The sequence below is a fragment of the Gordonia sp. (in: high G+C Gram-positive bacteria) genome, from assembly GCF_047600385.1.
GTDB lineage: Bacteria > Actinomycetota > Actinomycetes > Mycobacteriales > Mycobacteriaceae > Gordonia.
Genome location: NZ_JASGKZ010000002.1, coordinates 1 through 16787 on the forward strand (window position 1 = coordinate 1; position 16787 = coordinate 16787).

General features: G+C 71.6%; 16 protein-coding genes and 4 pseudogenes. 13 read left to right on the forward strand and 7 right to left on the reverse strand.

All coding sequences use genetic code 11. The annotated features are described in order from the left end of the window. Nucleotides 1-36: 36 nt before the first annotated feature. Nucleotides 37-324, reverse strand: a pseudogene (locus QM809_RS17555) (sigma factor); the annotation flags it as partial. A gap of 203 nt (nucleotides 325-527) precedes the next feature. Here QM809_RS17555 and QM809_RS17560 point away from each other — a divergent pair. After that, a pseudogene (locus QM809_RS17560) lies at nucleotides 528-1194 on the forward strand (O-methyltransferase). A 55-nt stretch (nucleotides 1195-1249) separates the two neighbouring features. On the opposite strand, the gene QM809_RS17565 reads toward QM809_RS17560, so the two are convergent. The 3 genes from QM809_RS17565 to rfbD are packed head-to-tail and all read right to left on the reverse strand — an operon-like array spanning nucleotide 1250 to nucleotide 4218. Next, complete coding sequence (locus tag QM809_RS17565) at nucleotides 1250-2323, reverse strand: sugar phosphate nucleotidyltransferase (protein ID WP_415047151.1); 1074 nt, start codon at nucleotides 2321-2323, stop codon at nucleotides 1250-1252. Continuing rightward, complete coding sequence (locus QM809_RS17570; RefSeq protein ID WP_415047152.1) at nucleotides 2313-3233, reverse strand: glycosyltransferase family 2 protein; 921 nt, start codon at nucleotides 3231-3233, stop codon at nucleotides 2313-2315. The genes QM809_RS17565 and QM809_RS17570 overlap by 11 nt, the downstream gene beginning before the upstream one ends. A 46-nt stretch (nucleotides 3234-3279) precedes the next feature. Then, nucleotides 3280-4218, reverse strand: coding sequence for a dTDP-4-dehydrorhamnose reductase (gene rfbD, locus QM809_RS17575; RefSeq protein ID WP_415047153.1), 939 nt, complete (start codon nucleotides 4216-4218; stop codon nucleotides 3280-3282). A 228-nt stretch (nucleotides 4219-4446) separates the two neighbouring features. On the opposite strand from rfbD, the pseudogene QM809_RS17580 reads away from it, so the two are divergent. The 7 genes and pseudogenes from QM809_RS17580 to QM809_RS17610 form a co-directional block, all read left to right on the forward strand. Beyond that, a pseudogene (locus tag QM809_RS17580) lies at nucleotides 4447-5355 on the forward strand (LCP family protein); the annotation flags it as partial. A 14-nt stretch (nucleotides 5356-5369) separates the two neighbouring features. Continuing rightward, a pseudogene (locus tag QM809_RS17585) lies at nucleotides 5370-5492 on the forward strand (hypothetical protein); the annotation flags it as partial. Between the two features lie 33 nt (nucleotides 5493-5525). Beyond that, on the forward strand, nucleotides 5526-6236 hold the full coding sequence (locus tag QM809_RS17590; RefSeq protein ID WP_415047449.1) for a LytR C-terminal domain-containing protein: 711 nt from the start codon (nucleotides 5526-5528) through the stop codon (nucleotides 6234-6236). Nucleotides 6237-6305: 69 nt separating this feature from the next. Further along, nucleotides 6306-7457 (forward strand): SPFH domain-containing protein, encoded by a 1152-nt coding sequence (locus QM809_RS17595; protein WP_415047154.1) that lies wholly within the window; start codon nucleotides 6306-6308, stop codon nucleotides 7455-7457. 182 nt (nucleotides 7458-7639) lie between these two features. Then, nucleotides 7640-8563, forward strand: coding sequence for a hypothetical protein (locus QM809_RS17600; protein WP_415047155.1), 924 nt, complete (start codon nucleotides 7640-7642; stop codon nucleotides 8561-8563). Nucleotides 8564-8571: 8 nt separating this feature from the next. After that, nucleotides 8572-9036, forward strand: a complete 465-nt coding sequence (locus QM809_RS17605; protein ID WP_415047156.1) for a hypothetical protein — start codon at nucleotides 8572-8574, stop codon at nucleotides 9034-9036. Next, nucleotides 9033-9755: a TIGR03089 family protein gene (locus QM809_RS17610; protein WP_415047157.1), complete on the forward strand. Its 723-nt coding sequence runs from the start codon at nucleotides 9033-9035 to the stop codon at nucleotides 9753-9755. Before QM809_RS17605 ends, QM809_RS17610 begins: the two co-directional genes overlap by 4 nt. 48 nt (nucleotides 9756-9803) lie before the next feature. On the opposite strand, the gene QM809_RS17615 is transcribed toward QM809_RS17610, so the two are convergent. Further along, on the reverse strand, nucleotides 9804-10967 hold the full coding sequence (locus QM809_RS17615) for an acyl-CoA dehydrogenase (RefSeq protein ID WP_415047158.1): 1164 nt from the start codon (nucleotides 10965-10967) through the stop codon (nucleotides 9804-9806). Nucleotides 10968-11394: 427 nt separating this feature from the next. Continuing rightward, nucleotides 11395-11982, reverse strand: a complete 588-nt coding sequence (locus QM809_RS17620; protein WP_415047159.1) for a TetR/AcrR family transcriptional regulator — start codon at nucleotides 11980-11982, stop codon at nucleotides 11395-11397. Between the two features lie 112 nt (nucleotides 11983-12094). On the opposite strand from QM809_RS17620, the gene QM809_RS17625 reads away from it, so the two are divergent. The 5 genes from QM809_RS17625 (at nucleotide 12095) to QM809_RS17645 (ending at nucleotide 15776) form a co-directional block, all read left to right on the forward strand. Beyond that, nucleotides 12095-12727, forward strand: coding sequence for a Type 1 glutamine amidotransferase-like domain-containing protein (locus QM809_RS17625; RefSeq protein WP_415047160.1), 633 nt, complete (start codon nucleotides 12095-12097; stop codon nucleotides 12725-12727). A 107-nt stretch (nucleotides 12728-12834) separates the two neighbouring features. Next, entirely contained in the window at nucleotides 12835-13215 is a 381-nt protein-coding gene (locus QM809_RS17630) for a nitroreductase family deazaflavin-dependent oxidoreductase (protein ID WP_415047161.1), read from the forward strand. Then, a complete protein-coding gene (locus tag QM809_RS17635; RefSeq protein ID WP_415047162.1) occupies nucleotides 13212-14033 on the forward strand; it encodes a dienelactone hydrolase family protein in 822 nt (273 codons plus the stop codon). Before QM809_RS17630 ends, QM809_RS17635 begins: the two co-directional genes overlap by 4 nt. Continuing rightward, on the forward strand, nucleotides 14030-14725 hold the full coding sequence (locus tag QM809_RS17640) for a GNAT family N-acetyltransferase (RefSeq protein ID WP_415047163.1): 696 nt from the start codon (nucleotides 14030-14032) through the stop codon (nucleotides 14723-14725). The genes QM809_RS17635 and QM809_RS17640 overlap by 4 nt, the downstream gene beginning before the upstream one ends. A gap of 37 nt (nucleotides 14726-14762) precedes the next feature. Continuing rightward, entirely contained in the window at nucleotides 14763-15776 is a 1014-nt protein-coding gene (locus QM809_RS17645) for an NAD(P)H-dependent flavin oxidoreductase (RefSeq protein WP_415047164.1), read from the forward strand. Nucleotides 15777-16187: 411 nt separating this feature from the next. Here the strand turns inward: QM809_RS17645 and purE are convergent, their stop codons facing one another. Beyond that, nucleotides 16188-16706, reverse strand: coding sequence for a 5-(carboxyamino)imidazole ribonucleotide mutase (gene purE, locus QM809_RS17650; RefSeq protein ID WP_415047165.1), 519 nt, complete (start codon nucleotides 16704-16706; stop codon nucleotides 16188-16190). Nucleotides 16707-16787: the final 81 nt, after the last annotated feature.

A 16787-nucleotide genomic window follows, 5' to 3' on the forward strand; every position in this document is an offset into this window, starting at 1 on the left:
CGTTCAGTTACTATTGCTAAGGTTCATGGGAAACACGATAGAATCCGAACAGCACCTCGTGGTGATGCGGTGCAGCCAGCCCTCGAAGGTGCCGGGCTTGTAGTCGTTGAGCGAGCGGAACACCCGGATGAACGTCTCCTGGGTGAGGTCCTCGGCGTCGTGCTGGTTGCCGGAGAGCCGGTAGGCGAGGCGATAGACGCGGTCGGCGTGCTCGGCGACCAGCTCCTCCCACGACGGCATCAACGTCCGGTCCCCCGTCGCGTCGAACCCTGCGGTTCCCGCGAACGGCGACGGGACGGCGTCGTTCTGCTGAGGTTCCTTCACCGGTCTGCTCGACCCCTTTCCGTAGGCTGGTGGGTCCGACGCCCGACACGTCGCCGCTGTTCCCAACCCTGACGAATCACAGCCTCTCCCATGCCCTTGTGGTACCGCTGTTACCCGGCTGAGTGTTTGCTGAGGATGCGAGTCGTGTCCGATCCGGTGTGCCGATGTCACGCGCGGAGACCGACCGTGGCACCCTCGTCTGCATGAAGGACAACTCCGGAAGCCGGTCGCGTTCGGCGGCCGCGCTGGCCGCGTACGCCGATGCCGCGATCATGGAGGACGATGCCCTGCAGGCGGCCCGGGCCCGTGCCGAGGAGCTCGGCGCGTCCACCGTCTCCCCCGCCGCCGGAGCCCTGCTCTCGCTGCTGACCCGGATCGCCGACGCACAGCACGTGGTGGAGATCGGCACCGGAGTCGGCGTGAGCGGGCTGTGGCTGCTGGCCGGCATGCCCGTCGGCGGCGTGCTCACCACGATCGACCCCGAACCCGAGCACCACGCGGCCGCCCGGCTGGCGTTCGCCGACGCGGGCATCTCCCCCAGCCGCACGCGGTTGATCACCGGTGCGCCCGCCGACGTGCTGACCCGGCTGGCCGACGACTCGTACGACGTCGTGTTCATCGACGGGGAGCTGCTGAAGCTACCCCGACTTCGTCGGCGAGGCGATCCGCATGCTGCGCGCGGGCGGCGTGGTGGTGTTGAACAACGCCTCCGCCGACGGCACCATCGCCGACCGGAAGGCCACCGATCCGCGGACGCTGGCCGCCCGCGAGGCCGCCCAGGTGATCGCCGACGACGATCGACTCATCCCCGCGGTGATCCCCGTCGGCTCGGGCCTGCTGGCCGCGGCGAAGGCCCGCCCCCCGGAGTAGAACCGACCCGCTCCGCGGCGTGGGACCTCCGCACGCAGCCTCACACGTCGCTCCCTCACACGTCGGTGGAGAAGCGCACCCCGTTCTCGGGGATCCGGACGCCGGGCCACACCCGGGCGCCGCGCAGCAGTTCGCAGCGCGCGCCGATGTGCGCGTCGTCGCCGATGACCGTGTCGCGGACCAGCGAGTTGCTGCCGAGCCGGGCCCGGAAGCCGACGATGCTGCGTTCGACCACCGCGCCGGCCTCGATCACGGCGCCGTCGAAGATCACCGCGCCGTCGAGCCGGGCACCCGCGCCGATCTGCGCACCGGCGCCCACCACGGTGCCGCCGATCAGCACCGCGCCGGCGGCGACCTGGGCGTCCTCCTTGACCAGCGCCTCGCCGCGGGCGCCGCCCAGCGCGGGCGACGGCGCGATCCCCCGCACCAGGTCGGCCGAGCCGCGGACGAAGTCCTCCGGGGTGCCCATGTCGCGCCAGTACGCGCTGTCGACGTGCCCCTGGACGTGCCGCTTCTCCGAGAGCAGGCGCGGGAACACCTCGCGCTCCACCGACACCGGCCGGCCGGCCGGGATCTCGCCGATCACGTCGCGGTTGAACACGTAGGTACCGGCGTTGATCTGGTTGGTCGGCGGATCCTGGGTCTTCTCCAGGAACGCGGTGACGCGACCGTCGGCGTCGGTGGGCACGCAGCCGAAGGCGCGCGGATCGCCCACCCGGACCAGGTGCAGGGTCACCTCGGCGCCGGATTCGCGGTGCGTGGCCAGCACCTCGCGGACGTCGGTGCCGCCGAGGACGTCGCCGTTGAACACCAGCACGGTGTCGGCGGTGAGGACGTCGTAGACGTTGCGGATGCCGCCGCCGGTGCCGAGCGGCTCGGTCTCGGTGACGTAGGTCAGCTGCACGCCCAGGTCGGAGCCGTCGCCGTAGTACTCGGCGAAGGTCTCGGCCTTGAACGACGTCCCGAGCACGATGTCGGTGACGCCCGCATCGCGGATACGCGAGATCAGGTGCGTCAGGAACGGCTGACCGGCCGTCGGGAGCATCGGTTTGGGCGCCGACAGGGTGAGCGGGCGCAGGCGCGTGCCTTTGCCGCCCACCAGGATCAGGGCTTGGACGTCAGGAGCCACGGGACACCTCTTCGTTGACGGGATTCTGCTGAGCCGCACGCAGTTCGCGCTGTGCGGCGGCGACGGAGATCGCCGAACGCACGGCCAGCCCGGCCTTCAGCGCCCAGCGGACCGGCGCCCAGGCCGGACCGGTGTGCCGGTCGGCGAGGAAGCGGTAGGCGCTGTCGTGGTGCGCCGGAATCATCTTCTCGGGGTGCCTGGACACCGAGTGGCTCTTGGCGTGCACGGCCTTCGCGGTGGGGACGAAGACGTTCAGCCAGCCCGCCTTCGCCAGCCGGTCGCCGAGGTCGACGTCCTCCATGAACATGAAGTACCGGGTGTCGAAGCCGTCGATGCTCTCGAAGGCGGTCCGGCGGACCAGCAGGCACGAGCCGGAGAGCCAGCCGACGGGACGTTCGGTGAGCGCGGCGTCCTCGTTGCGGTAGGCGACGGTCCACGGGTTGTTCTTCCAGATCGAGCCGAGGACCGCGTGGCCGGTGCCGTGCGTGAGGTCGGGGACGCGGCGGGCCGACGGGTAGACGGTGCCGTCGGGCTCGGCGATCAGCGGCCCCAGCGCCCCGGCGCGCGGCCAGCGCTCCGCCGCGGCGAGCAGCTCGTCGAGGCAGCCGGGCGACCACTCGATGTCGGGGTTGGCGATCACGAGGAACTCGATCGACGGATCCACCTCGGCGATGCCGCGGTTCATGCCGCCGCCGTATCCCAGGTTGCCGCCGGTGTGGACCAGCGTGACGTGGTCGTGCTCGGCCGCCGCCTGCTCCGGGGCGCCGTCGTCGCTGCCGTTGTCGGCGATCACCACCCGCACCTCGCGGGAGGTGGCGGCGGGCAGGGTCCGCAGAAAGTTCTTCAGATAGTCACCGGACGAGTAGGTCACGGTCACCACCGCGATCGCGTCGTTGCGCTCGGAAGTCACCCGGACAGCCTAGGACATGCCGCCGGGAAAACCGCCGGAGAGAGATTCAGGACACGATGCCGGCCGCGTCCGTCGCCGGGTCCGCCGCGAGCGCGTCGGTCAGCGCCGCCCGCCAGTCGCGCAGCGGTGTCAGACCCGCCGCCGTCCACGACCGCGGCGACAGCACCGAGAACGCGGGCCGCGGCGCCGGCCGCGGGAAGTCGGCGGTGGTGCACGGCCGGACGCGGGCCGGATCGGCCCCGACGCCGGCGAAGACGGCGCAGGCCAGCTGGTACCAGGTGGCGCTGCCGCCGCCGGTGGCGTGCAGCACCGCGCCCGCCGTCGGATCGTCCCCGGGTGTCCCGGACCCGGCCCCGACCCGTTCGACCAGCTCCCACAGACCCGCCGCGAGGTCGCGCGCATAGGTCGGCGAGCCCCGCTGATCGTCGACGACGGAGATCTCCGGCCTGCTCGCCTCCAGCCGCCGCATGGTGCCCACGAAGTCGGGCGACCCGGCGCCGCCGGTGTAGACCCAGGAGGTCCGCACCACCGTCGTCGCCGGATCCGCGGCGAGGGCGGCCCGCTCCCCGGCGAGCTTGCTGGCCCCGTACACCGACGTCGGCTGCGTCGCCTGGTCGAGGTCGTCGGGTTCGAGCGGCTCGGTGTGCGTCCCGTCGACCGCGAACACGTAGTCGGTGGAGATCTGGATCAGCCGCGCCCCGGCCGCCGCGGTGAGCGCGGCCAGACGCGCCGGACCGGCGGCGTTGAGGGCGTAGGCGCCCTTCCAGTCGGTCTCGGCGTCGTCGACGGCGGTGTAGGCCGCCGCGTTCAGCACCACGTCGCCGGCCCGCAGGTCGGCCAGGCCCGCCTCCACCGAGTCGGAGTCGGTCAGATCCATCTCGCGTGAGCGGTGACACCGCAGACGGACGTCGGCCGGGGCGACGGACTGCAGCGCGGTCCCGAGCTGCCCCGCCGCGCCCACGAGGTGAACGGTGCGCTGCGACATGGCTCCATGGTGCCGCAGCGGCCCACGGCGCGTACAGCGGGGCGGACCGTCGACGATCGGATCACTTTCCGGCATCCGCGGCGTTGCGCGCGAGGTACGGTGCGCCGCGACCATCTAATGTGGAAACACACTTGTCACGTCTGCGCCGTTTCGGTGCGCGTCCTCACGCGCGGCGCGGGTACCGGACGACCGAATCGAAGGGATCGCGCGGGGTGGAACAGCGTCGAGATGGCCGGGGTCGGCCGACCGGATCGCGGGCCGAGTCCGCCTCCGGCGGCCAGCGGCGTCGTCCCCGCCGGCCCCGTGCCACGGACGAGGCCGCCGACGGCGCCGTCGCCCGGCGGCCGAAACCGGCCCGGACCCCGCGCAGCACCCCCGTCTCCACCCGCGAGCGCGGCGGGAAGCGCGCCACGTCCGCCGAGATCCACGCGCGCCCCCGGCGCCGGGAGCACGACGCCGCCGCGGTCGTCCCGCCCCGCGACCGGCGTCCCCGCGGCGCCCGCGCCCCGCGCCCCGCGACCGGCGACCGCGGCGCCTTCCGGCGCACCCGCCACGGCGGCCTCCGGGATCTGCTGCCGATCGGCCGGCTGCTGGCCGCACTGCTCGCCGTCGTCGTGCTGGTGGGGACCGGGATCGGCTGGAACAAGGTCGTCGAACCTCAACTCGAGCGTCACCCTGCTCGGCGGCCTCGGGCTGGGCGGCGGCTCCGACGGCGCCCTGGACATCCTGCTGGTCGGCACCGACTCGCGGCAGGACGCCAAGGGCGATCCCCTCACCCCGGAGGAGCTCAAGTGGCTGCGCGTCGGCGACGAGGTGACCACCTCCACCGACACCATCCTGCTGGTCCGCATCCCGAGCGACGGCTCCGCGGCCACCGCGATCTCCATCCCCCGCGACTCGTACGTGGAGGTGCCGGGCATCGGCAAGAGCAAGATCAACGCCGCCTACGGCGCCACCCGGGAGAGCGTGCGCCGGACCCGGGTGGAGGCCGGCGTCGACGAGACGAAGGCCGCCGAGGAGGGCACCAAGGCGGGACGCAAGGCGCTGATCGGGTCGGTCGCCGACCTCACCGGCGTGACCGTCGACCATTACGCCGAGGTCGGTCTCCTCGGATTCGCGCTGCTCACCGACGCCGTCGGCGGGGTGGAGGTGTGCCTGAACGAGCGGGTCCGCGAGCCGTTGTCCGGCGCCGACTTCCGCAAGCCGGCCGCCAGAACCTCGACGGCGGCCAGGCCCTCAGCTTCGTCCGGCAGCGCCACGGTCTGCCGCGCGGCGACCTCGACCGCATCACCCGCCAGCAGGTCTTCATGGCCTCGCTCGCCCAGAAGATCCTCTCCACCCAGACCCTCACCGACCCCACCAAGCTCAACGAATTGGAGAACGCCGTCTCGCGGTCGGTCGTGATCGACGACGGCTGGGACGTCCTCAAGCTCGCCGAGCAGCTCAAGGACCTCAGCGGCGGCGACGTCAAGTTCACCACCATCCCGGTGGTCACCGACCAGGGGTGGAGCGACGACGGCACGCAGAGCGTCGTCGAGGTGGATCCGAAGCAGGTGCGCACCTTCGTCGCACGTCAGCTCGGCATCAAGTCGACTGACTCCGACGGACGCGGCGCGATCACCGTCGACGTCGTGAACGCGGGCACCGTCGACGGCCTGGCAGCCAACGTGTCCGGTCTGCTCACCGCCAAGGGCTACCAGGAGGGCGAGACCTCGTCGCGGCCGATGAACGAGTTCGACTCGATCGTCTTCGCCCGCAACAAGGACAGCGACGCCGCCAAGCAGCTGGTGACCGATCTCGGCGGCGGCATCGAGATCCGCGAGGACTCGTCGCTGCCCGGTGACAAGCTGCGGGCCGTGCTCACCAACACCTACTCCGGCCTGGGCGCGATCTGGAACACCGGCAGCCAGGGCGAGAACGCGAACGACACGTCGTCGTCGACGTCGGCCAAGAAGAGCGAGGTGAAGGCGGCGCCGGCGATCCGCGCCGACACCGACGGCCCGGTCTGCGTCAACTGAGCCTCCCGGCGCACGTGGATATAGTGGGGATCACGTTCGGTCCGGTCCGCGAACCATCAGGGGGAACCAATGGTGTTCAAGAAGTTCACCAGCCAGCTCGTCGACATCATCGAGTGGCTCGACGACTCGCGCACCACCCTGGCGTGGCGCTTCCCGCGCTACCACAACGAGATCAAGAACGGCGCCGAGCTGATCGTGCGGGAGGGCCAGCGGGCCGTCTTCGTCTACCGCGGTCAGCTGGCCGACGAGTTCGGGCCCGGCCACTACCGGCTCACCAGTGAGAACCTCCCGGTCCTCTCCACCCTGCAGGGCTGGAAGCACGGCTTCAACAGCCCGTTCCGCAGCGAGGTGTACTTCCTCAACACCCGCCCGGTCACCGAGCTCCGCTGGGGCACGGCCAACCCGGTCACCATCCGCGACCCCGACTTCAAGATGGTCCAGGTCCGCGCGAACGGCATGTGCGTGATCCGGGTGGACGACGCCGCGGTCTTCCTCCGCGAGGTGATCGGCACCGACAGCAACGTCGATCTCGACGAGGTGCAGGAACTGGTCCGCCGGACCATCACCCTCGCGTTCTCGGACATGGTGTTGCAGACCGGCCTCGGCGTGCTCGATCTGCAGGGTCGCCAGGTGGAGCTCTCCGAGCAGTTGAAGGACTTCGCCGATCCGCGCATGCGCGAATACGGTCTCAAGGTCCAGTCGATCATGCTCAACGTGACGCTGCCCCAGGAGATCACCGACGCGATCACCCGCGGCGTGGCACGCGGCGTCGAGGAGCAGGGCTTCCTCGATCAGGTGACCGACATGCAGCGCTACCAGCAGGGCAGGCTGGGCGATGCGATGGTCGCCGGCGCCCAGAACCCGGGCGGCTCGTCGGTCGGCGACTTCCTCGGCGCCGGGATGGGCATGGCGATGGGGCAGCAGATGGGCGGCATGGTCGCCGGCCCGCAGGCGCAGCAGCCTCCGCAGCCCGTCGCCCCGCCCCCGATGCCGACGGCCGTGCAGTACCACGTCGACCAGGGCGGCCAGGCCGCCGGCCCGTTCGCGATGCCGCAGCTGCAGTCCATGGTCGCCGCCGGCCGGCTCACCGCGCAGACGGTGGTGTGGACGCAGGGCATGGCCGGCTGGACCCCGGCCGGTCGGGTCCCGGAACTGGCGGCGCTGTTCGACGTTCCGCCGCCGCTGCCGCCGCAGGGCCCGCCGCCCATGCCGCAGTCCTGACCCGGACGACGAACCATGGTGCAGACCTATCCGTGCCTGCAGTGCGGCGCCAATCTGGCCTTCGATCCGGCCACCGGGGCGCTGCTCTGCGGGAGCTGCGGCTTCACCCGGCCCGTCGAACAGGCCCCCGACCGGGAGGTGGCGAGCCACAGCCTGCTGCGACATGCCGGCGCGATCCACGGATGCGCGGCCTGCTGGGCGCGGCCTCGCTCGCCGACGCCGTCTACGAGATCACCTGCCAGAACTGCGGCGGGACCACCACCTTCACCGGCACCCTCACCGCCACCAAATGCCCGTTCTGCGCGACCCCGATCCAGCGCACCGACATCCACGACGCCCCCGACCGGCTGAAGGTCGACGGCGTGCTGCCCTTCGCGGTCTCCGGCGAGCTGGCGCACGCGCAGGTGGACGCGTGGATCGACTCGCGCTGGTTCGCCCCGACCGAGTTCAAGAAGTACCGCGAGGTGGGCGCGCTGAGCAGCGTGTACATGTCGTACTTCTCGTACACCACCGACGCGGTGAGCGATTACGTCGGCGAACGCGGCCGCCGCTACACCGTGACCGTCGGCTCCGGTGAGAACGAGCGGACCGAGACCCGCATTGACTGGACTCCGGTCCGCGGGCGCGTCCACAGCGCGTTCCGGGACGTCCCGGCGCTGGCGAACTCGAACCTCGACGGCGGGCGGGTCGAGGCGCTCAAACCGTGGCCGCTGGAGCAGACCCGGCCGTTCACCACCGAGTATCTCGCCGGGCACCTGTCGAACACCTACGACCGCGGGCCCGAGGAGACCTTCGCGCTGGCGCGGCGGGAGGAGATCGATCCGACGATCGACGCGCGGGTGCGCCGGGACATCGGCGGCGACGAGCAGCGCGTCCACCGCGTCGACTCCATCTTCGACCCGCTCGACTTCCGCTATCTGCTGATCCCGCTGTGGCTGTTGACCGTGGTCTACGCCGGCAAGCCGTTCCAGGTGTACATCAACGGCGTCACCGGCGAGGTGCAGGGCCAGCGCCCGTACAGTGTCGTCAAGATCGTCGCCGCGGTGATCGGCGTCCTCGCCGCGATCGCGGCGGCCTGGCTCCTCGTTCGAATGGTCGGAGGCTGACCGAAACCATGAAGTTCCTCATCGTCGTGCTCGTCGTGCTGGTGGTGCTCGCCGCCGTCGGCTGGCTGGTGGCGCTCGCCCGAAACAGCCGGAAGGTGCGGTCCGGCGATGCCGCTCTGCTCGAGCTCTATCCGGGTCACGACACGAGCGGCGTCCCGGAGTCGTGGGCGCGCGGGCACGACCCCGAAGCCCGCCTGCATCGCCGGATGCGGGAGTCCCTCGCCGCACTCCGCGGTTCCCCCGACGTCGACGTCGCATACCTCGACACGCGGGTGCAGCTGGAGCTCGCGGCGGGCGAGCTGGACCGTCGGCTGATCGCGTCCGCACTCCTCCGCGTCGAGCAGAAGCAGCAGTTCCTCGACCGCGCCGAGACCGCGGTCCGGTCGCTGGAATCGGTCACCTCGACGATGATCGCCGGTCACGCGCCCGCCCCCGCCGAGGTCGACGCCGCGCTGAAGCGCTTGCAGGCATGAGCGGCACGACGATCACCGGCACCGTCCTCGGCGCGGTCGGCGATCCGGCGCGCCCGCTGCTCACCTACTACGGCGAGCGGCAGCGCATCGGCCTGTCCGCGGCGACGCTGGAGAACTGGGCCGCCAAGATCGGCAACTATCTGCGCGACGAGGCCGGGCTGTTCCCCGGCGACGGCGTCGTCGTCGACCTGCCGGAGCACTGGCAGAGCGCCGCGGTGCTGCTCGGCGCCTGGTGGGCGGGGTTGCGCGTCGACCTGCCGGACGCACCCGGCGGCGCGTCGCCGGACCCGGACGCCCGGGTCGTGTTCACCACGCTCGACGGCATCGACCGGCATCCGGACGCGGAGGAGCTCGTCGTCGTGCCGCTGGATCCGTTCGGCGGGCGGGTCCCCGGGCTGCCCGCGTTCGCGAACGACTTCGGCGACACGGTGCGCCCGCACGGCGACCGGTTCTCCCCCGGCGGCGCCGGTCCCGCGGCGCTCGGCGACCGTTCCGTCGACGAGGTGCTCGCCGCCGCGCGGGCGGCGGCGCAGGCCGACGGCATCACGCCCGGCATGCGGGTGCTGTCGTCGCGGCCGTGGGGCACCGCCGACGGCGTCGTCGCCCATCTGCTGGCTCCGCTGACCGCCGGTGCCGCGCTGGTCTGGGTCGACCCCGCCGCCGGCGCCGACCTCGCATCGATCGCCGAGACCGAGAAGACCGGCCTCGCACTCGGGTGAGTGCGAGGCCGGTCTCGGCGGTGTCCGGGCTCGTGCCGAGCCCGCGGATCAGCGCAGGAGCTGACGCGCCATGACCAGACGCTGGATCTGGTTGGTGCCCTCGTAGATCTGGGTGATCTTGGCGTCGCGCATCATGCGCTCGACCGGGAAGTCGGTGGTGTAGCCGGCGCCGCCGAACAGCTGGACGGCGTCGGTGGTGACCTCCATGGCCACATCCGAGGCGAAGCACTTGGAGGCGGCGCTGATGAAGCCCAGGCCGGTCTCGCCGCGCTCGGCGCGGGCGGCGGCGGTGTAGACCATCAGGCGCGCGGCCTCCACCTTCATCGCCATGTCGGCGATCATGAACTCGACGCCCTGGAACGAGCTGATCGTCTTACCGAACTGCTTGCGGTCCTTGACGTAGGCGATCGCGGCGTCGAGCGCACCCTGGGCCACGCCGACGGCCTGCGCGCCGATGGTGGGACGGGTGTGGTCGAGGGTGGCCAGCGCGGTCTTGAAGCCGGTGCCCTCGTCGCCGATGATGCGGTCGTCGGGGATGGTGCAGTTCTCGAAGTACAGCTCCGCGGTGGGGCTGCCCTTGATGCCGAGCTTGTGCTCCAGCGGGCCGACGGTGAAGCCGGGGTCGTCCTTGTGGACCATGAACGCGGAGATGCCGTTGGCGCCCTTGTCGGGGTCGGTCACGGCCATCACGGTGTACCAGGTGGACCGGCCGCCGTTGGTGATCCAGCACTTGGAGCCGTTGATCACCCAGGTGTTGCCGTCCTTGCGGGCGCGGGTCTTCATCGAACCGGCGTCGGAGCCGGCCTCGCGCTCGGAGAGGGCGTACGACGCCATCGCCTCGCCGGAGGCGATCGACGGCAGCACCTTCTGCTTGAGGGCGTCGTCGCCGGACAGGATCAGGCCCATGGTGCCGAGCTTGTTGACGGCGGGGATCAGCGACGCCGACACGTCGACGCGCGCGACCTCCTCGATCACGATGCAGGCCGCGATCGAGTCGCCGCCCTGGCCGTCGAACTGCTCGGGGACGTGGATGGCGTTGAAGCCGCTGGCGACGAGGGCCTCGCGGGCCTCCTCCGGGAAGCGGGCGTTCTCGTCCACGTCCTTGGCGTGCGGGGCGATCGCCTTCTCGGACAGATCGCGGATCGCCTCGCGCAGAGCCTGATGCTCCTCGGGCAGCTGGAACAGGTCGAAATCGGGGTTGCCGAAAGCCATTGTCATCTCCTCTTGGCACGCAGTGCCACACTTGGGCCGCACCAAGTTCACCACGTTCGACGACGACGGGTCAACGTCTTGGGAAAACTCAGCGGAGAAAGAGCCCGTTCCCGACCTCGCCGTCGATCCCGCCTCCCCGCGTCTCCCTCTCCCCCGTGCCTCCCTCGCACCTCTCCGCCCCCGGCGCCTCCCGGTCGCCCGCGCTGCGCGGCGCCCCGTCCGACGGCTGAGCCGCGCCGCGAACGACATGAGCGGCGCGAGTCGAAGCCTCCGCGGCTCGGGTGCCGACGACCCGATGGTCGGCCGTTGCGAAATGGCGGGCCACGAGGGAGATATGCCCTCGTACGCCGATATCTCGCAACGGCCGACCGCGGAGTCGTGCCGTTCGGGCGGCGTCGTTCAGACAGCGGCGTTCGGGCGGCGCTGTTCAGGAGTCGGCGAAGGCGGCGAGCCGCGCCAGCTCGTCGGCGAGCGTCTGTGCGGTGACGCCGGAGTCGCCGCGGCTCATCCGGCGCAGCAGATAGTTGTGCACCCCGGTGACGGCGGCGGCGTACGCGACGATCCGGGTGCGCGGTATCTCCGGCCGGACCCGGCGCAGATAGTCCTCGAAGAGCCGCTGATAGCGCGACGACATCACCAGTTCTCGATCGCGCAGGGTCCGGACCTGCGAGACCACCAGGTAGCGCCGCTCGGCGAACTCCCGGTCGGACCAGAAGTGCGCGAAGACCAGGCCCGCGCCCGCCGCGACGGCCTGCCACGGGTCCAGGTCGGCCTCCGCCGCGGCATCGAGATGCGCGGCGACCAGGTCCAGGAGGGATTCGTGGTCGGCGAAGATCAGGCCCTCCTTGGAGCCGAACTGCCGGAACAGGGTGCGGCGCGAGCTCCCGGCGGCCGCGGCGACGTCGTCGACGGTCGTCGCGTCGTACCCCTGCTCGGCGAACAACCGGATCGATTCGACGACGACGCGCCGCCGCAGGTCCGCCGGGTCGTCGTGGGTCTGATCGCTCACGGCCATGGGTGCCAGTATGGCGCATGGCTCCGGCACCCCGTGCCACCCGCCCTGCGTTCCGCCGAAGGCGCACAACGGCATCGGGCCGTGCCCGAGGCGTGCGACTAGCCTCGTCGTCGTGAACCTCCTTCTTCTCTCCTGGGGCGCGGGCGCCCTCCCCGAGTTCCTCGCGAAGCACACCGGGAAGGCACCCGCCGACGTCCGACTCGGATTCCTGAACGACGCGGTGCTCCCGTTCTCCGAGGAGGAGTTCGCCTCGATCGAGCCCTACCGGCTGCGCGACCTGGGATACCGGCCGACGACGATCACCGCCCGGGACGTCCCCACCGCCGCCGAGTTCGCCCGGGTCCTCGACTCGCTCGACGCGCTGTACGTCTGCGGCGGCGAGACGTTCGTGCTGATGGACCACCTCCGCCGGAACGGGCTCGCCGACGTGCTCGTGGCGAAGGTCCGTGACGGCCTGCCCTACGTCGGGCTCTCCGCCGGTGCGGTGATCGCCGGCGCCAGCATCGAACCGGTGTCGCTGATGGACGATCCGACCACCGCGCCCGAGCTCACCGACCACCGCGGTCTCGGGTTCGTCGCCACGTCGATCGTCCCGCACGCCGACGGGAAGATCGAGATCTTCCCGCCCGAACTGATCGACCGGGTCCGGGAGACCTACGCCGACCGGTTCGACCTCGTCTTCCTGCCCGACGACCGGGCGCTGCTGGTCTCCGACGACGAGGTCGCCCTGATCGCCTCACCCTGAATCGCCCCCGACTGCATCGCCCCGCCCTGAGTCGGCCGGCCCCGACCGCGGTGTCCGGCCCGGCGAGCACCCGTGATCGACGGCGACCGAGGTGCCAGAATGGACCGGTGAGAGTTCCCCGCGTCGTCGCCCGCATGAACAAGTACGTCACCAACCCGATCCAGAGCCTCTGGGCTCCGCGGCTGGCCCCGTGGGCCGTGGTGGAGCACGTCGGTCGCAGATCCGGCACCCCGTATTCCGCACCGGTGCTGGCGTGGGTGTCCGGCGGCCGGCTGTCGATCCCGCTGGTCTACGGCGCCGACAGCGACTGGGTCAAGAACGTGCTCGCCGCCGGGGAGTTCACCCTGGTCCGCGGCGGTCGACGACTGCGCATCGCCGGTCCGCGTATCCTGCCGTCGGACTCCCCCGACGTGGTCGGCCCGGCCAAGTTCGTCGGCCGCCCGTTCGAGGGCGTCCTGTTCGGCCGCGTGGCCGGGAACGCCTCGTGACCGCACTGCTCGACGACTTCGCCGTCGACGAATTCACCCACGACGGCATCACGCACCGCTACTACCGGCTCGGCAGCGGACCGGCCGTGGTCGTGATCGAGGAGATCCCGGGCATCACGCCGAAGGTGATCGAGTTCGCGCGGCGGGTCGCCGCCGTGGGCCTCACCGTCTACCTGCCGTCGCTGTTCGGCACCGACGGCGCCTCGCCCGCACCCGACGGCGTCACCGATCTCCCGCGCGTCGGCGCGACGATGGTCAGGTCGCTCACCAAGGTCTGCGTCTCCCGCGAGTTCACCGTCTTCGCGACCGGGCAGAGCTCGCCGGTGGTCGTCTGGCTCCGGGCGCTCGCCGCCAAGGCCCACGACGAGTGCGGCGGACCGGGCGTCGGCGCGGTCGGCATGTGCGTCTCCGGCGGTTTCGCGCTGGCGATGGCCGTCGACGACCGCATGCTCGCCCCCGTCCTGTCCCAGCCGTCGCTGCCGTTCGGGATCTCGCCGGGCCGCCGCCGGAACATCGACATCAGCCCCGACGACCTGGCGAAGGTCAAGGTCCGCTGCGCGAAGGGTCTGCAGGTGATGGGCGCCCGTTTCGAGGGCGACATGATGGTGCCGAGCTCACGTTTCGAGTTCCTCCGCGAACAGCTCGGCGACGCGTTCCTCGGCGTCGACCTGCCCGATTCGGCGGCCGCTCCGGAGGCGTTGATCCCGCCGCATTCGGTGCTCACCGAGCACCTGATCGACGAACCGGGTCAGCCCACCCGCGACACCCTGGACCGGGTGCTCGACTTCTTCCGCACCAAGCTCGGGGTCGCCGAGTGAGCGAACCGCTGTTCTCGGTGCTCGACGATCCGTTCGGTTCCGCGCTGCGCGGGCGGCACCGCGGGTTCGCCCGCGCGCACGGCACGGCGATCGCCTATCAGCCGGACGTCTCGGTGTTCTTCGCGCACCCCGCGGTGCTCACCGACGAGGCCTACGCCGATCTCGCGGCGCTCGCCGGCCCCGGCGGCACCGTCGGACTGCGCGACCGCACCACCCCCCTCCCCGACGGCTGGCCACTGCTCGCGACCTACGAACTGGTGCTCTACACCGGTGAGGACGTGGCCCCGGCCGCCGATCCGGAGCTGGTCGAGCTCACCCCGGACGACGTCCCGGAGATGACCGCCCTGATCGAGCTCACCCGGCCCGGTCCGTTCGCGCCGCGCACCATCGAACTGGGCGCCTACCTCGGCTACCGCGACCCGGACACCGGCAGACTCCTCGCCATGGCAGGCGAACGCGCCAAACCGGACGGTTGGACCGAGATCAGCGCCGTGTGCACGCACCCGGAGGCGCGGGGCCGCCGGCTCGCCCGCCGACTGATCGGCGCGGTGGTCGCCGGGGTCCGGGAGCGCGGCGACCTCCCGTTCCTGCACACCACCGTCGACAATCCCGCCTGTGCGCTGTACGAGCGGATGGGCTTCGTCCGGCGCGACGTGATGCCGCTGGAGATCGTGCAGATCCCCGGCCGGTAGCCCCGGACGCATCGGTTCCCCGAGAAGAAAGGCCGCGATGTTCGATCCCCGCACCCTGTCCCGCCCGATCGTCGGCGCCCCGATGGCCGGCGGCCCGTCCACCCCCGCGCTCACCGCGGCGATCAGCGCCGCCGGCGGTTTCGGCATGCTGGCCGGGGCGTATCTCTCGCCGACGGCCCTGCGCGACGAGATCGCCGCCGTCCGCGCCCGCACCGCCGCCCCGTTCGGGGTGAACCTGTTCGTGCCGGAGGAGATCCCGTTCGACGCCGAGGCCTTCGAACGCTTCCGGGCCGAGCTGCTTCCGCTCGCCGAACGCCGCGGCGCGGTCCTCCCCGAGTCGGTGCCCTACACCGACGACCGGTTCGACGAGAAGGTCGAGGTGCTCCTCGACTCCGGCGTCGCCGCGGTCTCGTTCACCTTCGGGGTGCCCGAGCCGCAGGTGTTCGCCGCCTTCGCCGAGCGCGGCATCGCCACCGTCGCGACGGTCACCGGCCCCGTCGAGGCCGATGTCGCCGTCGCCGCGGGAGCCGCCGCGCTCTGCGCTCAGGGCGTCGAGGCCGGCGGTCACCGCGGCACCTTCCACATCCTGAACGACGACCGCGAGATCGGCGCCCACGACCTCGTCACGCAGTTGAGCAGGCTCGACGTGCCCCTGATCGCCGCAGGCGGGGTCGGGAGCGCGGCCGACGTGCGGTCTCTGCTCGATGCGGGCGCCGTCGCCGTCCAGGTCGGGACCCTGTTCCTGCGTTGCCCGGAGGCGGGGACGCGCCCGGCGCACCGGGCCGCGCTCGCCGATCCGCGGTTCACCGAGACCGTCACCACCCGCGCCTATTCGGGCCGTCTGGCCCGCGCGCTGGTCAACGACTACGTGCGCTCGTACACCGCGTCCGCACCGCCGGTCTATCCGCAGATCAACGCTCTGACCGGCCCCTTGCGCAAAGCCGCGTCCGACGATCCGGAGGTGATCAACCTGTGGGCGGGCACCGGCTGGCGCGGAGCTCGGGAGATCCCGGCCGCCGAGGTGGTCGCGGCCCTGGACCCGCGGAGCTGAACCGCCCGCGATCCGGCGAGCCCGAGTATCGACAGGCCCCGGCCACGCGACGGTGAGGCTTCGACACGCCCTCCTCACTGCGTTCGGCGACCGGCTCAGCCATCGGCTGGTCGGACCGGTCGCCGTCGGGTGATCGGACCGGTCCTCGGCGGGAGCGGTCTCGACAGAGACCCGGATCGAGCGGAGCCGAGATCTCGACCAACGAAGGGGCTCGCTACAGCGCGCCCCGGAACAGGCGTCCGGAGCGTGAGTACTCGTCTCGACGACGAGAGCGCGGCGCGGACGGTTGCTTCTGAGCGCTCCGCAGTCCTTTCCGGGGACGGGTGCTCGATCTCGGGACGGCCACGAGGACTGCCGAAGAAGCAACCGTCCGCGCCGCGCGCCCAGACGAAGCGAGAAGAGCGGGCGTTCTCAGTTTTCGAGCAACGACCGCCGCAGCTTCTCGTCCTTCTCCAGCACCATCTTCTCCAGGCTCGCCTGGAAGACCTCCATCTTGTCGCGGAGGGCGGGCTCGCTCGCGCCCAGGATGCGCACGGCGAGCAGGCCGGCGTTCCGGGCGCCGCCGATCGACACGGTGGCGACGGGGACGCCCGCGGGCATCTGCACGATCGACAGCAGCGAGTCCATGCCGTCGAGGTGTTTGAGCGGGACCGGGACGCCGATCACCGGCAGCGGGGTGGCCGAGGCGACCATGCCGGGCAGGTGCGCCGCACCGCCGGCCCCGGCGATGATCACCTGCACTCCGCGCTCGGCGGCGCCGCGCGCGTAGTCGATCATGCGCTGCGGGGTGCGGTGCGCGGACACCACTCCCACCTCGAACGGCACACCGAATTCGGCGAGCGCCTCGGCGGCCAGTCTCATCACGGGCCAGTCGGAGTCGCTGCCCATGATCAGGCCGACGCGGGGGGCGGGCGGGGTGTTCTCGGTCATGTCGGGCTCCTTGTGCGATCAGCGGAAACGTACAGCGGATGAGTACATCGGGAACGGACGGATCGCTGAGGCCGGCGATCC